This is a genomic window from Pseudomonas sp. SG20056, assembly GCF_031764535.1.
Taxonomy (GTDB): domain Bacteria; phylum Pseudomonadota; class Gammaproteobacteria; order Pseudomonadales; family Pseudomonadaceae; genus Aquipseudomonas.
Genome location: NZ_CP134499.1, coordinates 2,634,412 through 2,655,654 on the forward strand (window position 1 = coordinate 2,634,412; position 21,243 = coordinate 2,655,654).

The following is a 21,243-nucleotide window of genomic DNA, read 5'->3' on the forward strand; positions in this document are numbered from 1 at the left end:
TCCTCAATGGCCTGCATGGCTGCTAGGTTTACGCACTTGCACCTCGACCGGCTCGCCAGGCGGCTGTTTGAGCGGCATCGACTGCCCGCCGGCCTCGCTTGAACGCGCCGGTTGGACCAGCTCCCCTTTCCATTCATAGGCCACTGTGCCGGCCGGGTGTTTGAACCAGCCCGGGTCGCGGTAATCGCCAGGCGCTTGATCCTTACGCACCTTGAGCACGGTAAACATGCCGCCCATTTCCACCGAGCCGAAGGGGCCGTCGCCGGTCATCATCGGTGCGGTGTTGTCCGGCAACGGCATCTGCATTTCCGCCATATCAGCCATGCCACGCTCGCCCATCACCATGTAATCGGGAATCAACTTGGCGACCTTGCGCGTCATCTCGCGATGATCGACACCAATCAGCGTCGGCACGTCATGGCCCATGGCGTTCATGGTGTGGTGGCTCTTGTGGCAATGCAGGGCCCAGTCGCCCTCCTCATCGGCGAGAAACTCCAACTGACGCATCTGCCCCACCGCCACATCGCTGGTCACCTCCGGCCAGCGCGCCGCCAAGGGCCGTGGACCGCCATCGCTGCCGGTCACTTCGAACTCATGGCCATGCAGATGGATCGGGTGATTGGTCATGGTCAGGTTGCCGACGCGGATGCGCACCTTGTCGTTGTGCCGCACCACCAGCGGGTCGATACCGGGGAAGATGCGACTGTTGAAGGTCCACAGGTTGAAGTCGAGCATGGTCATGATCTTCGGCGTGGCCGCCCCAGGCTCGATGTCATAAGCGTTAAGCAGAAAGCAGAAGTCGCGGTCTACTTCGCTGATCAGCGGGTGGTGTTCCTTGGGATGAGTGACCCAGAAGCCCATCATGCCCATGGCCATCTGGGTCATTTCATCGGCATGGGGGTGATACATAAAGGTGCCGGGGCGGCGCGCGACAAACTCGTAGACGAAGGTCTTGCCCACCGGAATCGCCGGTTGGGTCAGCCCGGAGACGCCATCCATGCCATTGGGCAGACGCTGACCGTGCCAGTGGATGCTGGTGTGTTCGGGCAGCTTGTTGGTAACGAAGATGCGCACCCGGTCGCCCTCCACCACCTCGATGGTCGGCCCCGGCGACTGGCCGTTATAGCCCCACAAATGGGCCTTGTAGCCTGGCGCCAGTTCGCGCACCACCGGCTCTGCGACCAGATGGAACTCCTTGACGCCGTTGTTCATCCGCCACGGCAGGGTCCAGCCGTTGTGGTTATAGGGCCGACCGCTCTGCGGTTGCAGCGGCGGCTGGGTGTCGGCGCTACCCTGGGACACCGCCTCCGGTATGCCAGCCAGGGATACCCGGCTGACCGCCGAGGTGGCGACAGCTGCAGTAATCGCGCTGGCACCGAGAAAGAAATCACGTCGTGAAACCATGGGAAATAGTCCTTGATCAGTGCCCGGCGGGCTCGTCGGTGGCGGCCATAGCCGGAGTGCTTGCTGACAGACTGGGCGCGCCCAACAGGGCCATATCCAGATCGGCCTTGGCGATCCAGAAATCGCGCTGCGCCTGCAGATAGCCGTCGACCGCGAGGATTTGTTTGCGCGCATCGGCCAGCAGCTCGAAGGTGCTGATAAACATGCCGTTGTACTGCTGGACATTTTCCTCGGCGATGCGTGCGCGCAGCGGCAACACCTCGTCGCGGTAATGCCGGGCAAGGTCATGGCTGGCCTGGTAACCGAGGTAGGCCTCGCGCACTTGCGAGCGCGCATTGACCGCCGTGGCAGCGGCGCGATTAAGCATCTGCCGGTACTGCGCCTCGGCCTTGGCCACCTTGGCGCCACTCCAGTCGAACAGCGGCAACTCGACGCTGATCTCGTAGCCACGCTGGGTCGGTTCCTCATTGGAGCGGTTATTCACCACGCCCAGCTCCAGCACGTTGATAAAACGCGTGGTCTTGCTCAGCCCCAGGTTGCTGGTCAGGCGCTCGGCGTCAAGGCGCACAGCCTGGATATCCAGACGTTGAGCCATGGCTAGGCGCTCGACATCCGGCAACTGCTCAGGCTTAGCCGGCAACTCGGGCAAGCGCTCGGGCAAGTGGAAATCGATCTGCTCGCCCCACAAGCCAAGCAGGCGGGTCAGCTGCTCGCGGCTCTGCACTCGGGCCTGTTCGGCGCGGATCAGATTGAGCCCCGCATCGGCATAGAAGCTCTGCTCCTGGGCCCGTTGCAGCGTGCTGTAGTTGCCCACTGCGGCCAGCCGTCTGGCCAGCTCAGCCGATACCTCAGCCGCCTGCATCACCTGGCCCATAAAGCCGAGACTTTCCTGCGCTGCCACAGCGCGGTACCAGGCCTTGCGCGTCTGGCTGGCCAGTTCGAACAGCGCCAGGCTGGTTTGCCGCTGCACCTGCTCGAAGCGCTTGGCCTCCATGTCGGAGGTCAGCGGCATGGCGATCAGCCGCGCCAGATTTATATGCAAGCCGCGCTCGTACTCCACCTCGCTGCCTTTCTCCAAACGCCCGAAGGAAAAGCCCGGATTGGGGATACGCCCGGCCTGCACCCGCTCGGCTTCGCTGATGCCCAGCGCATCGAAGCTTGCCTGCAAGTCGCGGTTATTCAGCAAGGCAACCTGCACGGCGGCATCCACCGTCAGCGGTTCGGCCAGCAACTCGGCGACCCGCTCAGCCACCTGGCTGCGCTGCTCCGGGGTTTTCACCCAGGTCACCTGTTTGTCCAACTGCGCCTGGCTGGCCTGCTCGACCTGAGTAAAACCACCATCTTGGCTAAAGCTGGCGCAGCCGCTCAGTAGAACAAGCACCGCGCAAAGCCCGATGCGGCTCGTCATACCACTCAATTCAGTGATGGCCATGGTGCGCCTCCATTGACTTGATCGGCGGCTCGGTAGGCTGCTGCACCGGGATTTCCTGGGTATCAGACCCCTGGGCGTAAGGCTCTTGAGCATAAGTGCGCCAACCACCGATCCGGCCGACCAAATCGTTGGCCTCTCGCCAATCGTGCGGCGGCTGCTCAGCAAAACTCTGATAGGTCTTAAGTGGCGATTGATAGTGCAGAGCCGGCGTGGCGGCCTGGGCGTCCAGCGGGTCGGGCGACTCGGCCCAGCTGCCCGCAGGCAGCAGCCATGCCAGGCAGATAAACGCCTGCAGGCAGTTCAAGGGAAAACGCATCATCGAATAGTCTCGCGTGCAGCGGCGCGCCTGCGCTAAGCAGGCAAACACCGACGAATAGCTAAATACGCGTTACGCGGGCCTGGGCAGCAACTGCGTCAGGTGCGTCAACGCACGGTTTGGCTTAGGCGAGAAACAGGCGGGGCGGTCTTTCGGGGGTTTCGGCGATAAAGCCGACAAATTGATCCAGTCGCGCCAGGGATGGCTCGACCGCTTGCAGTGGGGAATGGCTGGCAACCACCGTGCTCAGGGCCACCGCACCGACACAAAAAGCGCAGAGGCTGCACAGGCTGTTATCGGCGGTAGACACAGACTTGCTGGAAGTGTCGCTGGCGTGATGCTCACCATGGGCCGAGTCTGTTGCGGACTCAGGCATGACCATCGCGCCGGGATGATGCGCCGCCATTTGCGGATCAACCTGGGCCATCGCCCCGCTCTGCTGGGTTACCGCGCATAACTGCATGCTGATGGCGGCCATACTCTGCGCCGGGAGGGCGAGCATGAGCATCCAGATCAGAGCGGTACGCAGGGTTTTACGCATGGTACGAGTGTGTCTTCAGCACGGTTGATGGGTCGGATTATCCACCCAATAAGCCATTTGTCCATGCCCAGGCATGGGCAAAACCGCTCGCAGCTGGCTATGATCGGAACCCATGACCAGCACACCACCCTTGCGCCAACCCTGCCCACCCGGTGCCTGCGACTGCGGGCGTGAGCAGCTGCTGGAGAATGCCAGCAGCGATATGCGCATCCTGCTGCTCACCCGCGCCGAGGAAAAGCGCCTGCTGGAGCGCCTGGAAAACCTCGAGAGCCTGGCCGATCTGGAAAAGCTGCAGCGGCGCATCTACGAACAACTTGGCGTACGCGTTGCCGTTGCGCCTGGTTTTAACGAAGTGCGCAGCATGCGCGGTATCCAGATCGAGATCGATGAACTCCCCGGCCTTTGTCGCAAAACCCGCCAGGCCATTCCCACCGCCATCCGCCGCGGCTTGGAAAAACGCCCGCAGATCGCCTACGACCTGCTGAACGCCCATGACCTGTTTCGCTATATTTAAGGGGCTGGCTAAGAGGGTCGTAAGCCGACCAAAGGGCCAGACGCCGGTCGACAGCATGAGCCGAAAACCGCGCGGTTGACAGGCCAGTAAAAATCAGCAGAATCGCCGCCCCTTTTCCACGGATGGAAGTCCCTCGTGCAACGGATTGTGATTTTGGGCAATGCCGGCAGCGGCAAGTCCACTCTGGCGCGGGCCTTGGGCAAGCGCCTCGGCGTACCCGTCGTGCATCTCGATACCCTGTTCTGGGAGCCCGGCTGGGTCGAGCCCGACGCTACGCAGTTCCGTGAAAGAGTCCGCGATGCGCTCACCACGGATGCCTGGGTCTGTGAAGGCAATTACTCCCGCCGCACCTTCGACCTACGCCTGCCCAGCGCCGACCTGATCATCTGGCTGGATACACCGCGGCTGACCTGCCTGAGGCGCGTCATCGTGCGTAGCGTCTTGAACCGACCGCGCCCCGACCTTCCTGCAGGCTGTAGAGAAAAACTCGACCAGGCATTTCTGGAATTTCTTAAGTTCGTCTGGCAGTTCGACCATGGCTACCGTCAAGGTATCGAGGCAGTGCTCGTGGCCATAGGCCCGACGGTGCCAACAGTGCATCTACGAGACCGTCGAGAAATTGCCGCCTTCCTTGCTCAGTTGCCCGCAACACCTGCAACCCGGCCCAGTTCGATTAACTGACGACCCGAATAAAGGAATTATTACTCGTGGCAGAACACTTCATTCGCCCGCTCGCGCTATGCATTTTTCATCATCAGAGGAAAATACTGGTCAACCAATTCCACGATGCCGACGAGAACCGGATGCTCTTTCGCCCCATTGGCGGCGGCATTGAATTCGGCGAAAGGAGCCACGAGGCTATCGTTCGCGAAGTGCAGGAAGAACTGGGCCACTCGATCAGCGACATTCGCCTGATTGGCACGCTGGAAAGCATCTTCACCTACGCAGGCAAGCCAGGGCACGAGATTGTCCAGGTCTACGATGCCAGGTTTGACGACGCAGAGGTCTATGAACAACCCTGGTTAGACGGCCACGAAAGCGATGGCGCGCCGTTCAGGGCAGCCTGGCACTCCAGCTCCAGCTTCACCCAGGCATCGCCGTTGGTGCCGGAAGGACTCTATGACCTGCTCAAGCAAGCATCGCTGTTGTGACGGCCCGAAGGTAGTCCGGGGCTGGCCATATGGCAATTCATGCGATGTTGGCATAGCGAAATTTTTCGTAGCACTCTGAAAATCCTGGTACAGAAAGCGCCCATTACTGAGGCCCCTACGGAGACTGACTTGAAGGATGCCCCTGCGCCCGACCTGCTTGCGACAAAAGCATGCCCTGTGGTTATGCGGATGATTGACGGCATGGCGCACCTGCTGGTGTTCAAACATCCGCTATCGGGTTACCAACTGGTGAAGGGCACCATTGAAGTCGGTGAGCGGCCTTCCCATGCAGCCGTGCGCGAGCTTGCTGAAGAGTCGGGCATTCGGCATGCACGGCCAGTAAAGGATCTAGGCAGTTGGAATGCCGGGTACGAGCAACAGATCTGGTCGTTTCAGCTTTGCGAGGTCGCAGAGTCGCTACCCCATCAGTGGCGCTTCGACACACATGATGATGGCGGACATGTCTTTGAGTTCTTCTGGCATCCGTTGAATGCTGATTTTCCCGCGCCTTGTCACACGCTATTTCAGGCAGCCTGGGCACAGATCAGAAATCGGCTTTATGCCACGGACGCGGACACACATAAGCCCTTATAGCGGCTCTCACCGCAGCTCATCGCCACTCCCAAAAACTGACTTGATTCAAACCGAATATGTCCATGCCTGCTGCACGATGCATGGCACGAGCTACTGAGGCTGTTTGAGTCTTGGGCAGTTGGGGCAAAGCTTCACACCCGGCAGCACGTAGCGGATGCAGCACAACCGGCGCTGTCGCCACGGCCGTACCTGACCGTCGGCGTGCTCGATATCGACATAGCGGATTGGCGCATACAGCGGGTTGCGCGAACCATCCGGGCGTTGCGCGGTGCTTAGCAGGCGCTGGCCATCGAGCAATAACTCTGCTTGCTCGCTGCGTTTTTGCAGTTGCCCGAGCCAGGCTTCGAAGTAGTTGCCGGCATTGCTCCAGAGCACTTTCGCCGATACTCCGGTATGGGCGCAGAGTGCCTGGATAAAGGGCTGCAGATTGTCATCGAGCAGATGGGCAAAACGCTCGAAGGGATTGTGCGGCGGCGGCAGCGGCTCGCACGGCCCAGGCAGCTTGAACACCAGCGGCAAGCCTTCGCCATCGACGATGATCGACAACTGCCCGATCTGCAGCGGCATGCGCTGGTTCAGCAGCAGCGCCGCACTGATCACCGGCGGAAACAGGCGCATAAAGTACTGATTGGCCCAGATCGACGCCAAACCGCGCTGGTCAGCCGTCGCGAACTGCGGGCGGAAGCGCGCCATCAAGGTACTCAGCGTCTGCGGCTGAAGGAATTCCTCGCCAGAGATGGCCTCGCGCGGATCATCTGCCCCCACAAAAACATTACGGTAACGCGCCAGATCGCCACTGAACAGCGTGGTCAGCTCGGACAACATTTCTCCCTCCACAGAGGTATCCGTTGAGGTCGCAAGAGCTGCGGTTACAGGCAAATTCGGCGCCTCAACAGCAACGTTGTTCTTGGAATAATCCTTGGCGTGCAATGCCTTTACTCGTCACAAAAGCCAATATTAACGCTAACGATTAGCATTTGCGCAATGCTGATTCATTACTTAAGATGCAGCCCGCGCCCAATCTAGAGCGGTTATGCACATGGATGATGTAGGACACTCGAAAGCAGCCGTGCATCTGGCGATGCTGATCAACCTGCTTTCCATCGGCAGCCTGATGATGGTGATGCCCCTGGGTCCGGACCTTGTACGCGACCTCGGCATGCAGGCCAGCCATGTCGGCTATATCAGTGGCGGCGCCACGCTCGCCTCGGCCCTGAGCATGGCTCTGGCAGCGCCCTGGCTGGATCGCCTGCAACGCAAACAGGCGCTGGTGATCCTTCTAACCCTGCGTTTCGCCCTGCTGATGGCCTGCGCCCTGACCAGCAGCGCCGAGCAGCTGATTCTGTTGTTTGTGCTCTCCGGCCTGGTTGCCGGGCCCATGGGCGCGCTGCTGATGGCAAGCATGCTCGACATCATCCCGCCGGCCGAGCGCGGGCGAAAACTCGCCTATATCGGCATGGGCTTTTCTCTGGCGGCGATTGTGGTGGTGCCCCTGGCTCTGGAGCTGGCGCTGCGCTGGAGTTGGCAGGCGCCCTTTATCGTCTTCGGCGGCCTGGGCCTGGCGCTGGCCTTGCTGTGTCACCTGCTGTTGCACATCCAGGTCAGCGCTTCGCGGCCCAGCGGCTCGGTGTTGCCGCTGCTGAAATCACCGCTGTGCCTGGGCGCACTGGCGATCACCGCGCTGCAGATATTCGGCCACTTTCTGCTGGTGCCGCATTTCTCCAACTACTTCCAGTTCAACCTGAATTTTCCCCGCGAGCAGATCGGCCTGCTGTTTCTCTGCGGCGGTCTGGCCAGCTTGGCAGCCATGCGCCTGGGCGGTATCTGGATCGACCGTGGCCAGGCGCTGACGGTGATTCTGCTCAGCAGCTTCGGTCTGGCACTGACCACGCTACTGGGTTTCGCCACTCCGATTGGCCTGTCGATCTACCTGGTCTTCGTGCTGTTTATGGCCGCCAGCGCGGTCCGCACCAACAGCAGCATGACCATTGCCGCAGCGATCCCGCCACCGCACCAGCGCGCCGCCTTTATGGCGTTTCAGGGCACCGTCAGCAACGTCGCTGCCGGGCTCGGCAGCCTGTTTTCGGCGCTCTACCTGAGCACCGGCGCAGACAACCAGCTTCAAGGCTTCAACCAGTTAAGCGGCTTTTATGTGGTCGTCGGAATACTCACGGGGGTGGGTATGTGGTTGCTCCAACGCGGTATCCGGCGACGCGACGCCGCCAGCCACACCGCAGGCATAACAACACAGGCGGGCTGAAACCGCCGATCACCAGTGATCAGCTGTAAACGCGTCAACACCTACTCAAATGGAACCTGTCATGTCTTTTGTCAGAAACATCAATCGCCGTCGCGCCATCTCGCTGGGCGTACTGGGCGGTCTGCTGCCTTTCGCGGCGCTGGCCGACAACAGCGTCACCCTGGAAGACAGCATCGTCACCGCCTCGCAAACGGCCCACAGCCAGTTGAGCGTGCCCGCCAGCGCCTCGGTTATCACCCGCGCTGAGCTGGAGAAGATGCCGGTCTATGACCTCGCCGATGCGGTAAAGCGCCTGCCAGGCGTACACATCAATACCTCCTCGGCCTATGGTCGCAAGGAGATCAAGATTCGCGGCATGGATTCGGACTACACCCTGCTGCTGGTCAACGGCCGCCGCATCAACTCGCGTGACGCCCTGACTTCCAACTATGCCAACGACTTCGACCTGTCCTCGATCCCCATGGCAGCGGTTGAGCGTATCGAAGTGATCCGTGGCCCGATGTCTTCGCTCTACGGCGCCGATGCCCTGGGCGGCGTGGTCAACGTGATCCTGCGTCAGCCCACCAACAGCACCGAAGCCGGCGTGGCCTACAGCTACGAGCACCCGACCAAGGGTGATAACGGTGACCGTCACATCAGCAGCGGCTACCTCAGTGGCGCGCTGATTGAGAACAAGCTGCTGGGCAATCTGATTGTCGAATCCACCGACCAGGCCGCCTGGCAAACCGACAAGCTCAGCCTCAAGGGCACCGACGCCACAGAAAAGCGTCAGGGCGCCAACGTGCTTGGCTCACTGAGCTGGTTGCTCGACGAGCAGCAGAGCATCGACCTGGACTTCAGCCACCGCAAGGATGAGCGCAAGGCACGCTGGAACAATGCCGGCGCCCCTGCCCCGCTGGTCACTAACGAGCAGGAAATGGATCGCACCACTTTCGGCCTATCGCATAACGGCAACTGGGACAGCTTCAACTCCCGCGTGCGCTACTACTACGAAAAGGTCGACCTGACCGACGACTCGCAGATCATGACCACACTGCGCGGCCGTGTAGGTGAAGTGGAGCAGAATAACCACACCGTAGACGGCCAGATTTCGACCACCTTGGGCAGCCATCTGCTGACCGCCGGTAGCGAGCTGCGTCGTACCACCCTGGAGCACAACCAAAACCTCGGCAAGGAAACCGAAGTCGACCAGAAAGCCGTCTACCTGCAGGACGAGTTTTCCCTGGGTGACCTCGATATCACCCTCGCAGGACGCTGGGATGACCATGAAGTATTCGGAGGCGCATTCAGCCCGCGCCTCTACGGCATCTACAACCTGACCGACAACTGGGTGCTCAAAGGTGGCGCCGGCAAGGCCTTCAAGGCACCGGACATTACCCAGTCCGACGAAAACTACAGCGTGCTGGCTTGCCGTGGTATGTGCCAGATCGTCGGCAACCCGGATCTGAAACCGGAAACCTCGGTCAGCTATGAGCTGGGCACCCTGTATCAGGACGAGCGCCTGCAAGCCGGCATTATGTTCTTCAACAACGAGATTGAAGACATGATCGTCAGCGACAGCTGGCGGCCGCCGCTCTACCGGCCACGTGTCATGACTTACACCAACGTCAGCAAAGCGCGTATTCAGGGTTATGAGTTGCAGGGCAGCTACGCCTTTACCGATGCAGTGACCGCACGCGCCAATTACACCTACTCAGACGCCGAAAACCGTGACACGGGCAACGAGCTGAACTACAGCCCGAAGCACGTAGGCAACATCGGCCTCGAATGGCAGGCACTGCCGAAACTGGGTCTGAACCTGGACTACCAGTACACCGGCAGCCAGATGCTGGTCATCCCCAACAAGGCCTCCAGTGTTGAATCGGATGCCTACCACACCGTCAGTCTGGGCACCAAGTTCCAGGCCACCAAGGAGCTCGCGCTCAAGGCCGGGGTAAACAACCTGACCGATAGCAAACGTGATGATGTGGCGCAGTCCATCGACCATCTCCTGATGGGCCGCACTGTGTTCGTCGGCTTCAGCTACGACCTGTAGCACCCTTACCCCGGCGGCACCTGTCGCCGGGGTTACCCGAATTCTGTCCAGTAGAACCATGAGCCAGCTAACCCGCACCTTCCCTATCCAGCAACGCCACGTCCTGCTCGCCGGTAGCCTCTTGCTGCTCAGCCTGCTGGCGCTGTCCCTGGCCACCGGTGCCGGGCAATACGGCGCGGCGGATGTGGTCGGTTTTCTACTGGGCAACCCCAACAGCCTGGCCGATGACAAACTGGCCATGGTGGTAAACAGCCTGCGCCTGCCGCGCACCCTCGCCGCGCTGCTGGTCGGCGCCAGCCTGGCGCTAGCTGCCACCCTGCTGCAGAGCGCAACGCGCAACCCACTGGCCGAACCCGGGCTGCTCGGGGTGAATGCCGGCGCGGTGCTCGGCCTGGTGGTCGGGCTGATCTACTTTGGCGTCGAATCGACCCAGGGCTACCTGCTCTGGGCCGGTGCCGGCGCACTGCTGGGCAACCTGCTGGTGCTCGGCATCGGCGTCATGCTCGGTCAGGCCAGCCCGCTCAAGCTGATCCTCGCCGGCATGGCCCTGGCTGCGGTGTTTGGCGGTATCGCCAACTTTCTGTTGCTCTCCACCCGAGTGGCGCTGGAGCAGTTTCGCTACTGGAACCTCGGTTCACTGTCGGCCTCCGAGCTGTCGGCCGTGACCACGGTCAGCCCATTGGCATTGCTCGGTCTGGTGCTTGCCGCCCTGCTCTGTCGGCAACTGACGTTGATGCAGATGGGCGACAGCCAGGCCCGCGCCCTGGGTATCTCGACCACCTGGGTGCGCGTTGGCGTGCTGCTCGCCGCCACTCTGCTGACCGCCTGCGCCATCGCCCTGGCCGGCCCAATCGGCTTTGTCGGCTTTCTGGCTGCCTACTGCGCCCGCCTGCTGGAACCGGTAGCGCTGCTGCGCCAACTGCTGTTTTCCAGCCTGTTTGGCATGCTGTTTCTGCTCGCCGCCGACATCCTCGCGCGCTGGCTGGTACAACCCTATGAACTGCCGGTCGGCACTTTGCTGGCTGCGCTCGGTGCGCCGGCTTTGATCGCCATCGTTCTGCGCGGCGGCTTCCGTTCTCTATTGGCGGTGAAATAAACATGCCCAGCCATCAACCCTCCGGGCTCTGGCATCTGCGTTTGGGCCCACTCAATCTGCTGCTGCATCGGCGCACCTGGCTGCTCAGCCTGCTGGTGCTGGCGGTGCTACTGACGCTATTGATCGTGGCCATCAGCCTAGGTTCCGGGCGCATGGGCGTGCTCGATGTACTGGCCACACTGAGCGGCCAGGGCAGCAAGCTCAATGACATCATGGTGTTCAAGATCCGCATGCCACGGGTCGCCGCTGTGGTGGTCGCAGGGCTGGCCATGGGCATGGCCGGCTGCCTGATCCAGACCCTGGTACGCAACCGTCTGGCCACCCCGGATATGGTCGGGGTCAACGAGGGCGCATCGCTGGCGGTGATCGGTTTTGCGCTTTATCTGACTGTTGGCAGTTGGCCCTGGTGGGCCTCGCCACTGGGTGCGGCGCTGGCTGCGGTGGCGCTGTTCGTGCTGTGCCGCCGACCGGGCGAACAGGGTTATCTGTTTATCGTGATTGGCATCGCCTTGTCGGAGCTGCTCGGCGCCATCGGCGATTTTTTTATGGCCACCCGCCCACTGGTGCATCTGGGCAGCATCTACCTGTGGACCATGGGCCACTTCGCCGGAGCCAGCTACCAAACGGTCGCCCCCATCAGCCTGATCCTGTTGGCACTGATCCCGCTGCTGGCCTGGCTTAACCGCCCACTGGCACTGCTGCGCTTCGGTGAGGCGACCGCACAGAACCTCGGCATCAAGGTCGCGGCGCTGCAACTGACGGTACTTGGCGTGGCGATTCTGGTGGCGGCGCTGGGCACCGCCATCGGCGGCCCGGTGATCTTTATCGCCATGGCCGCGCCGATCATCGCCTCCTGGCTGGCCCGCGACCACCTCGCGCCGATCTGGCTGGCAGCGTTATGTGGCGCAGTGCTGCTGGTGGGTAGCGACACCTTGGTACGCCTGCTGGCACAGCCCGAAGAAATTCCCACCGGGATCATGACCCGCCTGCTCGGCGGCGTTCTATTGCTGATCCTGTTGCTCAAAGACCGCAAAGGCTCCGATTGATGACGCTGTTGTCCACGCCAATTCCCCCGCCCCGACCTGCGCAGTTGCGTGCGCACAACCTGAGCTTTGCCTACCAGGCCAAGCGCGTGTTGCAGGACATCTCGTTCGAGCTGCCCAAAGGCAAGCTGATCGGCATTGTCGGACCCAACGGCAGCGGCAAATCCACCCTGCTCAAGCTGCTGGCGCGGCAACTGCCATTGCAGGACGGCCAGGTCGAACTCAATGGCACGCCGCTGCAGCGCTACGGGATGAAGGCCCTGGCCCGCGAGCTGGCCTTTCTCCCGCAGCGCCCGGTGATGGCCGAAGGCATTCGCGTCGAGCAGCTGGTGCAATACGGCCGCCATCCGCATCAGGGCTGGTTCAACCAGTGGAGCGCGGAAGACGCCCTTCAGGTCGCCCGCGCCCGCGATGCCATGCAGCTGCAGGACATCTGGCAGCAAGTCGCCTCCTCGCTGTCCGGCGGCCAGGCTCAGCGCGCCTGGCTGGGCATGATCCTGGCGCAGAACACCGACCTAGTGCTGCTCGACGAGCCCACCAGCGCCCTGGATATCGGCCACCAGGCCGAGGTGATGGAAGCGGTAGTGAATATCGTCGACGAGGGCCGCACCGTGCTGATCGTGATTCACGACCTGGGTGTGGCCGCGCGCTACTGCGATGAAATCATCGCCCTCGACAACGGCCATATCGCCGCCATGGGCCCGGCCCGTGAGGTGATCAACAAGGCCCTGATCGACCAACTCTATGACACCGACGTGGACATCCTCGCGGCGCCCGATGACGGCGCCCCGGTGGTGGTGCCGCGTCGGCGCAAACCCATCCACTCTGCACAGGACTAATCCGATGACTACTCTATTGCGCTGGAGCCTGCCCCTTTTGCTTGCCACCCAGCTGTTAAGCGCGGCCGCCGTGGCCGACACTCGCCAGGTCGAAGACGCCTTCGGCAACCCGGTTACTGTGCCCAGCTCGCCACAACGGGTAATTACCTTGAGCGAATTGGATCTGGATGCGGCGCTGGCCCTGGGCATCACTCCGGTCGGCACGATTAACGGCCGTGGCCAGGCAGCGCCGCCGCGCTACCTCGACAGTAAAGCCCTGGCCGGGATCAAGGTGGTAGGCGATATCGACAACCCGAACCTGGAAACCCTGCTGGAACTCGAGCCCGACCTGATCCTTACCGGCCCGGTAAAACCCGAGCAACTGGCGATCCTCAATGAAATCGCCCCCACGGTGATCACCTTCGCCTGGGCCAAGCCCTGGCAGGAAAGCCTGCAACGCACCGCCAATGCACTCAACCAGAGCGCTGCTGCTGATGTGCTGCTGGCACGCTACAACGCCCGCGCCGCTGAAGCCCGCGAACGCTTGAAGGCTCATCAAGGCGAGACCTTCAGCATTGTGCGCTGGAACCCCAAAGGCCCGTCCTACATGTTCAAGGATGCTTTCGCCAGCAGCGTGATCAGCGACGTAGGCCTGATTCGCCCGAGCTATCAGCAGGACCCCGGCCACACCCACTCCATGGCCCTGAGCCTGGAATCGCTGCAACTGCTGGATGCCGACTGGCTGGTGATCGGCACTCTGAGCACCAGCGGCGAAGCGGTGGAAGCCCTTCAACAGGCCGAACAGACTCCAGCGTTCAAGCAACTGTCGGCAATCCAGGGCAAACGCTTTGGCGCAGTCGATGGTTCGCTATGGACTTCGCTCGGCGGCCCACAGGCCGCCTTGCAGGTGATTGCGGATATCGAACAGCTGCTCGGCAAGGCCGACGCGCAGCCGTTCAAGAACTGAGCGATTAACCGCTGTAGCACTTGAGGGATGGGCATTAGCCTCGAATGCTGTTCTGCTATCAAGAACGCTCTCAGCTGAAGCCCCTCCTACACACACCTCACTCAGCCACTACGACTGCTGTAAGCCATCGGGGGCTGGCAAGCGCTTACGGTCCAGCTTGCCACTGGCGGTTTTCGGCAGATTTTCGAGCAGCAGAATGCGCGCCGGAATCATGTAGTGCGGCAGCCGTTGCTGTAGCCCTCGGCGAATGGTCATACGACCCAAACCAGCGCCCTCGCGCAGTTCCACGTACGCCACCAGACAGGCGTCATCGCCGCTGCCATGCAACCGCACCGCCGCGTCCTGCACGCCGTCGATACGCCGCAGACAGACTTCGATCTCGCCCAGTTCGATGCGAAAGCCGCGCAGTTTGATCTGCTCGTCGCGCCGCCCCAGATAGCGGTATGCGTCTTCGCCGACCCGCTGCACACGGTCACCGGTGCGATACAGCTGGCGGCCTTGCCAGGTAATAAAACTCTGTGCACTCAGGTCATCACGCGCCCAGTAGCCGCTGGCCAACGACGGCCCGTCGATGCACAGCTCGCCCTCGCCGCCGATAGGCAACGCCTCGCCTACCTCATCCAGCACCCAGTGGCGGTAGCCATCGAGGGACTGGCGCAGCAATACGCCCTGCTCGCCGAGCGGCAATTGCACCTGCGCCATCAGCGACCAGACCGTAGCCTCGGTAGGGCCATAGCAATTCCACAGTTGGCCAACCAATGGCGCCAGGCGTTCGGCCAAGGGCGCATCCAGTGCCTCACCGCCACATAGCGCAGTCAGCCCAGCGCGGCCTGGCCAGCCGGCCTTGAGCAGCATGCGCCAGAACGCGGGAGTGGCTTGCAAGGTGTTGATTTCGGGATGATCGGTCAAGAGCCTGAGCAGCGCGTCCGGGTCCTTGTGCGCCGGGTTGCCGACCACTTCCAGCGCACCACCGGCCCACAGCGGGCCGAGCATTTCCAGCAGGGAAATATCGAAGGCAGGAGTGGTGATAAATAGCCAGCGGGTGGCGCTACTCAGCTGCAGCCGGCGGCTAGCGGCGCTGAGGAAATTGGCCAGGGCGCGGCGGCTGATCACCACACCTTTGGGCCGCCCGGTAGAACCCGAGGTAAACATCATATAAGCCGGCTGTTGCTCATCCAGCGTCGGCCAGCTCAGCTCGCCGCCCTCACCGTCTCGCAGGTGCAGACTCGGCATAGCGAAGCTGCCCTGCCCATGAGCATCCTGCAGCACCAGCGCCAGATCGGCGTCCTCGGCAATACCCTGCAAACGCTCGAGGGGAAATTCCGGGTCCAGCGGCACAAAGCACAGGCCGTTATGCAAACAGGCCAGGGTCGCTGCCAACAGGTCGGTCGAGCGCTGCAGGTACAGGCCGACCCGTGCGCCAGGCGGCACGCCCCGCGCCGTCAGTTGCATGGCAATCGCCGCAGTGCGCGCGGCCAGGCGTGCATAGCTGTAACGCTGGCCTGCCCAGCCCAGCGCCATAGCATCCGCATGCTCGGCGAACACCTGCGCCAGGTGGGTACCCAGCAGCGGCACACCGAGGTTCTGCTGCATCGCCGTCATGCCGGCACCTCCACAGCCAGCTCGGCCAGTTCACTCAGTTGCTGACGCAGACGCTGCAGCAGTTGCTCGCTGAGATCGCCGCGCAGGCAGCCGATCTGCCGCAGGGTCAGGCGACCATCGAAAATCCCGCCGTGCAGGCTGACCAGCTCCGCCGAACGATTGTCCGCCGCACTTGGCCGGCCCGGTGCGATGGGCAACGGCTGCCAGTCGCCCTGGCCACTGCGCGCACTGCCCAGGTAATTCAACGCCACGGGCGGCAGCGGTAAGGGGTTGGGTTCCGCCAGGCTGGCGCGCAATGGCATATAGCCGACGCCGTTATCCGGCACCTGGCGCAGCTGTTCGGCGCACTGCGCAATCAGCTGCCCCCAGTCCGCCTGATCATCCAGTTGTAGCGGGTACATGCTGGTAAACCAGCCCAGGGTGCGGCTGACATCCAGGCTCGGGTCAATCGCCTCGCGGCCATGGCCTTCCAGCAGAATCCACTGACGCTGGCCGAGGCCCATCTCGCTCAACGTGCGGGTCAAGGCGGCCAGCAACAGACTGCGCACCTCACAGGCAAATACCTGAGTAGCGTGCTGGCTAAGCTGCTGAGTCAGCGCTGATTCCAACTCGAGCAGGTGCACCTGGGTCGGCTCGACGCTGACCCAGTCGTCCGCGATGCGGTAATCCATAGCCGCCATGCGCTCGCGCCAGAAGCGCAGCTGCGCGCCGGCTTGCAGCACATAGGCGAGCAAGCCCTGGCCCCACTGGCGATAGCTGCTGGTCTTGGCCGGCAGCGCTTCGCCACGGTGCAGGCGCGCCAAATCGTCGGCAAGAATGCGCCAGGACACCGCATCGACCACCAGGTGGTGACAGGCGATAAACAGCCCGCGCCCCTGCGGCAGGTTCTCCACCAGCCCCCAGCAGAGCGTACGCCCCAACATCGGCTCGAAGTGGCTTTGCAACTTGGTTAAGGCTAATTGCAAACCCGTTTCGCCCAGCTCGCGGTAGTCCAGCAATGCGGGTGAGCCCAACGGCAGGTTCTCTAGATAACGCTGGCCACTTTCCGTTACCGCCAGGCGCAAGGCATCGTGATGCTGCAGCAGCTGTTGTAGATAGCTGCGCAACTGCGATACGCCAACGTTCTCGGGCAAGCGCAGCAGCACGCCCTGGTTCCAGTGCTGCGGGGTGGCCAGGGGCTGCTCGAAGAACCAGCGTTGAATCGGCTGCAGTGGGAACTCACCGGTAAGCACGCCCTGCTCGGCCTGCACCGCGATATCTTCGCGCTTGCTGCCCAGCACCCGGCACAGGCGGCGCACGGTCTTAGCCTCGAACACTTCCTTGACCGAGCAGGGATAGCCGGCATCGCGCAGGCGCGTGGTCAGCTGGATACTCAGAATCGAATCGCCGCCCAACTGGAAGAAGTCGCTCTGCACACCGAGCGGCTGATTCAGCACGGCCTGCCATATGGCGAGTATCTCGGCCTCAAGCGGGTTGGCCGGCGGCGTATGCTCGCCGCCGGCCGCCAGGTCGATCTTCGGCAGTTGGCGCAGGTCGAGCTTGCCATTGGGCGTCAGCGGCATCTGTTCGAGCAGCACCAGGCTACTCGGCACCATATATTCCGGCAGACGCTGCGCCACATCATGCAGGATCGCCTCGACCGCAGGCCGAGCTGCACCGGGCTTGAGCGCCGCGTAGCCGACCAAGGCCTGGCGCTGGCCATCGCGTAGCACCAGTACCTTGACCTGTTGCAACGCCGGGCAGCTGAGGCTCAACTGGGTTTCGATCTCCCCCGGTTCAATGCGGTAGCCGCGCAGTTTGATCTGTTCATCCAGCCGCCCTAGGTATTCATAGTCACCATTACCTAACAACCGCGCACGGTCGCCACTGTGGTACAGACGCAGCGTCACACCAGCCACACAGTGCTCGCGGAACACCGCCGCCGTGCGCTCCGGCTGATTTAGATAGCCGCGCGCCAGGCCGAGGCCGGCCAGGCACAGTTCACCCGGCACGCCGACCGGGCAGAGGTTGCCCAGCTCATCAAGAATCAGCGCCTGCATACCGTCGATGGGCGTACCGATGGTCAGACTGCTGCCTGGCAGCAAATGCTTGCACAGCGCAGTTACCGTAGCCTCGGTCGGCCCGTACATATTGATCAGACGCACGCGCCCGGCCCAGCGTTCGATCAGCCCGCTCGGGCAGGCCTCACCGCCGAAGCCTATCGCCTGCAAGGCCGGCAACGCGCGCTCGGGCAGGGTCGCGAGCAAGGCCGTGGGGCAGATCATATGGCTGCTGGCACTGCGTTCGAGCTGCTCCAGCAGGCCTTCGTCGGGGTCGCCCCAGACCAGGCTCGCACCCTGGGTCAGCGGCAGCAGCGCACACATATTGCCGGCATCAAAGGACAGCGACATGCAGTTGAACATACGTGCCTCGCAGCCCAGCTGCAGCCTCTTGGCATGATCCTGCAGCAGGTTGACCAGGCCACCCTGCTCGACCATCACACCCTTGGGCAAACCGCTGGAGCCGGAGGTGTAAATCACCTGGGCGAGTTGCTGCGGATCGTGGCCGAGCGCCGGGGTGGTCAGTGACATGCCGTCCAGCTGCGCCTGCAGGCTGGCATCCTGCAGATCGACCCAGCGCACGCCAGCCTCCAATGCGAATGGCGGTTGGCCCTGGCCGACGATCAGCTCAATGCCGGCATCGCCCAAGATGTGCTGCAAGCGTTCGCGCGGGTAGGCCGGATCCAGCGGCACGTAAGCGGCGTTGATTTTCCAGATGGCCATGACCGCCACGGCGAAGGCATTCTCACGGCGCGCCAGTACGCCCAGCAACGCACCCGGGCCGCAGCCCTCGCTAAGCAACCAATGCGCCAGGCGGTTGGCTCGCGCATCCAGCTCGGCATAGCTTATCGCCTGCTCGTCAAAACCCAGGGCTGGGCGCTGCGGATAAAGCCGCGCCATGTCCTCGAACAAGCCCAGTGCCGTGCGCCGATTAGGATATTCGCGAGGCAACGCGGCCAGACGCGCGGCGGTTTGCTGCACCAGTGGCTGATCGAGCAGCGGCAGCGCCCAGATATCCATCTCGGGTTGTTCAACCACTGCCTCTAGTAGCAGTAACAGGCGTTCGGCATAACGTTCGACCGTGGCGTGCTCGAACAGCGCCGTGGCGTATAGCCAGTCAACCCGCACCGAGTCCATCAATTCGGTGACCTTGACCGAGATATCGGTCTTGGCCGGCAGCACCGGCGAGGTTTCCTCGACCGCCTGGCAACCGGGAATCAGGTCGTTGAAATCGACGCGTGCCTGGTACACCAGCATGATCTGGAAGATCGGGTTGATCGCCGTGTGGCGATCCATGCCCAACGCCTCGCTAAGCGCCTCGAAACGGTACAACTGGTGGTCGAAGGCCTCCAGATCATCCTTGCGGCAAGCTTGCAGGTAATCGCTAAAACTCTGCCGCTCGGGCAGCTGGGTGCGCAGCACTAGGGTGTTGACGAAAAAGCCCACCAGCCCTTCGATATCCGGGCGTTCACGGTAGGCCAGCGGCGTGCCGATAACAATGTCGCGCTCACCACTGTGGCGCGCCAGCAGCAGCGCGAACAGAGCATGCAGGCCAATAAAGGGCGAAGTGTTGTGGCGCTGACAGAGCTGTTTGAAACGCGCCCACAGCGCGTTGTCGATGGTCGAAAAGACCAGCTCGCCACCACTGGCCTGATGCGCCGGACGCGGTTTGTCCAGCGGTAGGCTGTGCACATCGGCAATACCGCGCAGGCGCTCGACCCAGAACGGCTTGAACTGCTCGTGGTAGTCGCGGAACAGCGGCGAATTGAACCAGTTGGCGTAGTCGATATAGTTCAGCGCCGGCGCTTTCCAGTTCAATGGCTGGCGATTCTGGAAGGCCAGAAACGCAGTCTTCAGATCGGCAAACATATTCTTCACCGACCAGCCGTCGGAGATGATGTGGTGCTGGGTAATCAGCAACACGTGCTCACGCGCGCCAAGGCGCAGCAGGTGCACGCGGGTCAGCTCGCCAGTGGTGAGGTCGAAGGGCCGGTTGATCTCCTCGCGCACCCGTTGCGCCACTTGGGCTTCACGGGCTGGTAACTCGAGCGCGGACAAATCCTCAACGTCCAGTTGCAGCGGCCGATGCGGCAAAATCTGTTGTTCGCCACGGCCCTGGGCATTACGCACAAAGCGCGTGCGCAGGCTGGCATGGCGCTGCGCCAGCGCATCGAAAGCAAACGCCAGCGCCGGCACATCTAGCTCGCCGGTAAGGCGGAAATAGACAGGCATGTTGTACAGGTGCGAGCTTTCCTCGTACTGCTCGATAAACCACAAACCGCTCTGCGATGACGACAGCGGGCCGCTCTCGGCGTGCTGCGCCTGGATCGGCGCGGCAAAGGCGTTAGCGGCGGCCAAACAGCTGACGATGGCATCGCGGTTAGCGCGTATTTGTTGGCCCAGCTCTGGGGTGATGGCGTCCTTGTTCGACTGGGAAACCAGCTGGCACTGGGCATTCAGACTCAGTTGCACGCCCCGGCGGGCCAGCTGGTTCAGCAGGCCGATAATATTAGTGCTCATGTGCGTCCTCTCAGTCGGTCAGGCTTGCGCCGCCGTCGACCACTATGTCTTGCAGAGTGATGTGGCTGGCCAGGTTCGATGCTAGGAACAGCACGACGCTGGCGATCTCTTCCGGGGTGGCGATCTTCTGCAGCGGGATGCCCAGCTTGAACTGCTCGGGAAAGCCGGCGATGGTGCGCGCCGCTGCATCGGGGCTGTGCCACATGCCGCGCTGCATCGGTGTGTCAGTAGAACCCGGTGACACCAGGTTGCAGCGCACGCCATGGGCCGCCAACTCGAGGCCGGCGGTGCGGATCAGGCTGCTAAGCGCCGCCTTGGACGCGCTGTAGGCAGCCATCTGCATGCGTGGCACATGCGCCGCGTTACTGCTCACAGCCACAACTGCGCCACGCCGCCAGGCCTTGAAGCGTGGCATCAGCTGACGCAGCAGGTAGAACGGCCCGGAGACATTTACCCGTAAGCAGGCATCCCAGTCCTCCAGTGCCAGCGCCTCGATCGGCGCCAGACGCAGCACGCCGGCGACACTGGCCAGCACATCGATCACCCCGTGGGCACCCAGCAACTCGTGGCAGGCCTGCTGCACTGCCTGAGCATCGCCAATATCCAGCACATAGCGGGTAAAGCCGTAATTTTGCTCGGGGAAGCTCAAATCGAAGCCGATCACCTGCCCACCCAACTGGGCAAACCCCTCCGCCACGCTGCGGCCAATGCCCTGGCCGGCACCGGTGACCCAGATGGTCTGACCGCTGAAGTCCATTTGTCTGTTCATCTACATGCTCCTTAGAGCCTGTTCACGATCTCGCGAGCTAGAGCGATACAAGGCGCTACGTAGTAACCGCCTCCGGCTGGTCAAAACGGCAAGGAAGTAGAATTTACGAGCGGTAAATAAGCATTCCGAGCTTGTTTTTAAC

General features: G+C 62.3%; 18 protein-coding genes. 10 read left to right on the plus strand and 8 right to left on the minus strand.

The features are described from left to right. Positions 1-3 precede the first annotated feature (3 nt). The 4 genes from RHP75_RS12600 to RHP75_RS12615 all read right to left on the minus strand — a co-directional run bounded on the left by RHP75_RS12600 (position 4) and on the right by RHP75_RS12615 (position 3,693). A complete protein-coding gene (locus RHP75_RS12600; protein WP_311088477.1) occupies positions 4-1,404 on the minus strand; it encodes a copper oxidase in 1,401 nt (466 codons plus the stop codon). 16 nt (positions 1,405-1,420) lie between these two features. Beyond that, entirely contained in the window at positions 1,421-2,836 is a 1,416-nt protein-coding gene (locus tag RHP75_RS12605; RefSeq protein ID WP_311088478.1) for a TolC family protein, read from the minus strand. Then, complete coding sequence (locus RHP75_RS12610) at positions 2,823-3,155, minus strand: hypothetical protein (RefSeq protein ID WP_311088479.1); 333 nt, start codon at positions 3,153-3,155, stop codon at positions 2,823-2,825. Before RHP75_RS12610 ends, RHP75_RS12605 begins: the two co-directional genes overlap by 14 nt. A gap of 121 nt (positions 3,156-3,276) precedes the next feature. Then, positions 3,277-3,693, minus strand: a complete 417-nt coding sequence (locus RHP75_RS12615) for a hypothetical protein (protein WP_311088480.1) — start codon at positions 3,691-3,693, stop codon at positions 3,277-3,279. 112 nt (positions 3,694-3,805) lie between these two features. Between RHP75_RS12615 and RHP75_RS12620 the strand changes: the two genes are divergently transcribed. From RHP75_RS12620 to RHP75_RS12635, 4 genes are all read left to right on the plus strand, one after another. Beyond that, entirely contained in the window at positions 3,806-4,207 is a 402-nt protein-coding gene (locus tag RHP75_RS12620; RefSeq protein WP_311088481.1) for a hypothetical protein, read from the plus strand. Positions 4,208-4,342: 135 nt separating this feature from the next. After that, entirely contained in the window at positions 4,343-4,888 is a 546-nt protein-coding gene (locus RHP75_RS12625) for an AAA family ATPase (RefSeq protein WP_311088482.1), read from the plus strand. A 26-nt stretch (positions 4,889-4,914) separates the two neighbouring features. Then, positions 4,915-5,358: an NUDIX hydrolase gene (locus RHP75_RS12630; RefSeq protein ID WP_311088483.1), complete on the plus strand. Its 444-nt coding sequence runs from the start codon at positions 4,915-4,917 to the stop codon at positions 5,356-5,358. 129 nt (positions 5,359-5,487) lie between these two features. Further along, complete coding sequence (locus tag RHP75_RS12635; RefSeq protein WP_311088484.1) at positions 5,488-5,952, plus strand: NUDIX domain-containing protein; 465 nt, start codon at positions 5,488-5,490, stop codon at positions 5,950-5,952. Between the two features lie 90 nt (positions 5,953-6,042). Here the strand turns inward: RHP75_RS12635 and fhuF are convergent, their stop codons facing one another. Beyond that, positions 6,043-6,777: a siderophore-iron reductase FhuF gene (gene fhuF, locus RHP75_RS12640; protein WP_311088485.1), complete on the minus strand. Its 735-nt coding sequence runs from the start codon at positions 6,775-6,777 to the stop codon at positions 6,043-6,045. Positions 6,778-6,991: 214 nt separating this feature from the next. On the opposite strand from fhuF, the gene RHP75_RS12645 reads away from it, so the two are divergent. The 6 genes from RHP75_RS12645 to RHP75_RS12670 all read left to right on the plus strand — a co-directional run bounded on the left by RHP75_RS12645 (position 6,992) and on the right by RHP75_RS12670 (position 14,171). Next, positions 6,992-8,212, plus strand: a complete 1,221-nt coding sequence (locus tag RHP75_RS12645) for an MFS transporter (RefSeq protein WP_311088486.1) — start codon at positions 6,992-6,994, stop codon at positions 8,210-8,212. 61 nt (positions 8,213-8,273) lie between these two features. Then, a complete protein-coding gene (locus tag RHP75_RS12650) occupies positions 8,274-10,247 on the plus strand; it encodes a TonB-dependent receptor domain-containing protein (RefSeq protein ID WP_311088487.1) in 1,974 nt (657 codons plus the stop codon). Positions 10,248-10,305: 58 nt separating this feature from the next. Further along, on the plus strand, positions 10,306-11,343 hold the full coding sequence (locus RHP75_RS12655; protein ID WP_311088488.1) for an iron ABC transporter permease: 1,038 nt from the start codon (positions 10,306-10,308) through the stop codon (positions 11,341-11,343). Positions 11,344-11,345: 2 nt separating this feature from the next. Then, on the plus strand, positions 11,346-12,389 hold the full coding sequence (locus RHP75_RS12660; RefSeq protein ID WP_311088489.1) for an iron ABC transporter permease: 1,044 nt from the start codon (positions 11,346-11,348) through the stop codon (positions 12,387-12,389). Next, positions 12,389-13,225 (plus strand): ABC transporter ATP-binding protein, encoded by an 837-nt coding sequence (locus tag RHP75_RS12665; protein ID WP_311088490.1) that lies wholly within the window; start codon positions 12,389-12,391, stop codon positions 13,223-13,225. The genes RHP75_RS12660 and RHP75_RS12665 overlap by 1 nt, the downstream gene beginning before the upstream one ends. Positions 13,226-13,229: 4 nt before the next feature. Further along, the gene (locus RHP75_RS12670; protein ID WP_311088491.1) at positions 13,230-14,171 is read left to right on the plus strand and encodes an iron-siderophore ABC transporter substrate-binding protein; all 942 of its coding nucleotides are present in this window, start codon (positions 13,230-13,232) and stop codon (positions 14,169-14,171) included. 108 nt (positions 14,172-14,279) lie between these two features. Here RHP75_RS12670 and RHP75_RS12675 read toward each other — a convergent pair whose 3' ends face one another. Genes RHP75_RS12675 through dhbA form a run of 3 tightly spaced genes read right to left on the minus strand, consistent with a single transcriptional unit; the run spans position 14,280 to position 21,101 of the window. Further along, a complete protein-coding gene (locus tag RHP75_RS12675) occupies positions 14,280-15,773 on the minus strand; it encodes an amino acid adenylation domain-containing protein (RefSeq protein WP_311088492.1) in 1,494 nt (497 codons plus the stop codon). After that, positions 15,770-20,332 (minus strand): non-ribosomal peptide synthetase, encoded by a 4,563-nt coding sequence (locus RHP75_RS12680; protein ID WP_311088493.1) that lies wholly within the window; start codon positions 20,330-20,332, stop codon positions 15,770-15,772. Before RHP75_RS12680 ends, RHP75_RS12675 begins: the two co-directional genes overlap by 4 nt. Before the next feature lie 10 nt (positions 20,333-20,342). Continuing rightward, complete coding sequence (gene dhbA, locus RHP75_RS12685; protein ID WP_409079649.1) at positions 20,343-21,101, minus strand: 2,3-dihydro-2,3-dihydroxybenzoate dehydrogenase; 759 nt, start codon at positions 21,099-21,101, stop codon at positions 20,343-20,345. Positions 21,102-21,243 lie beyond the last annotated feature (142 nt).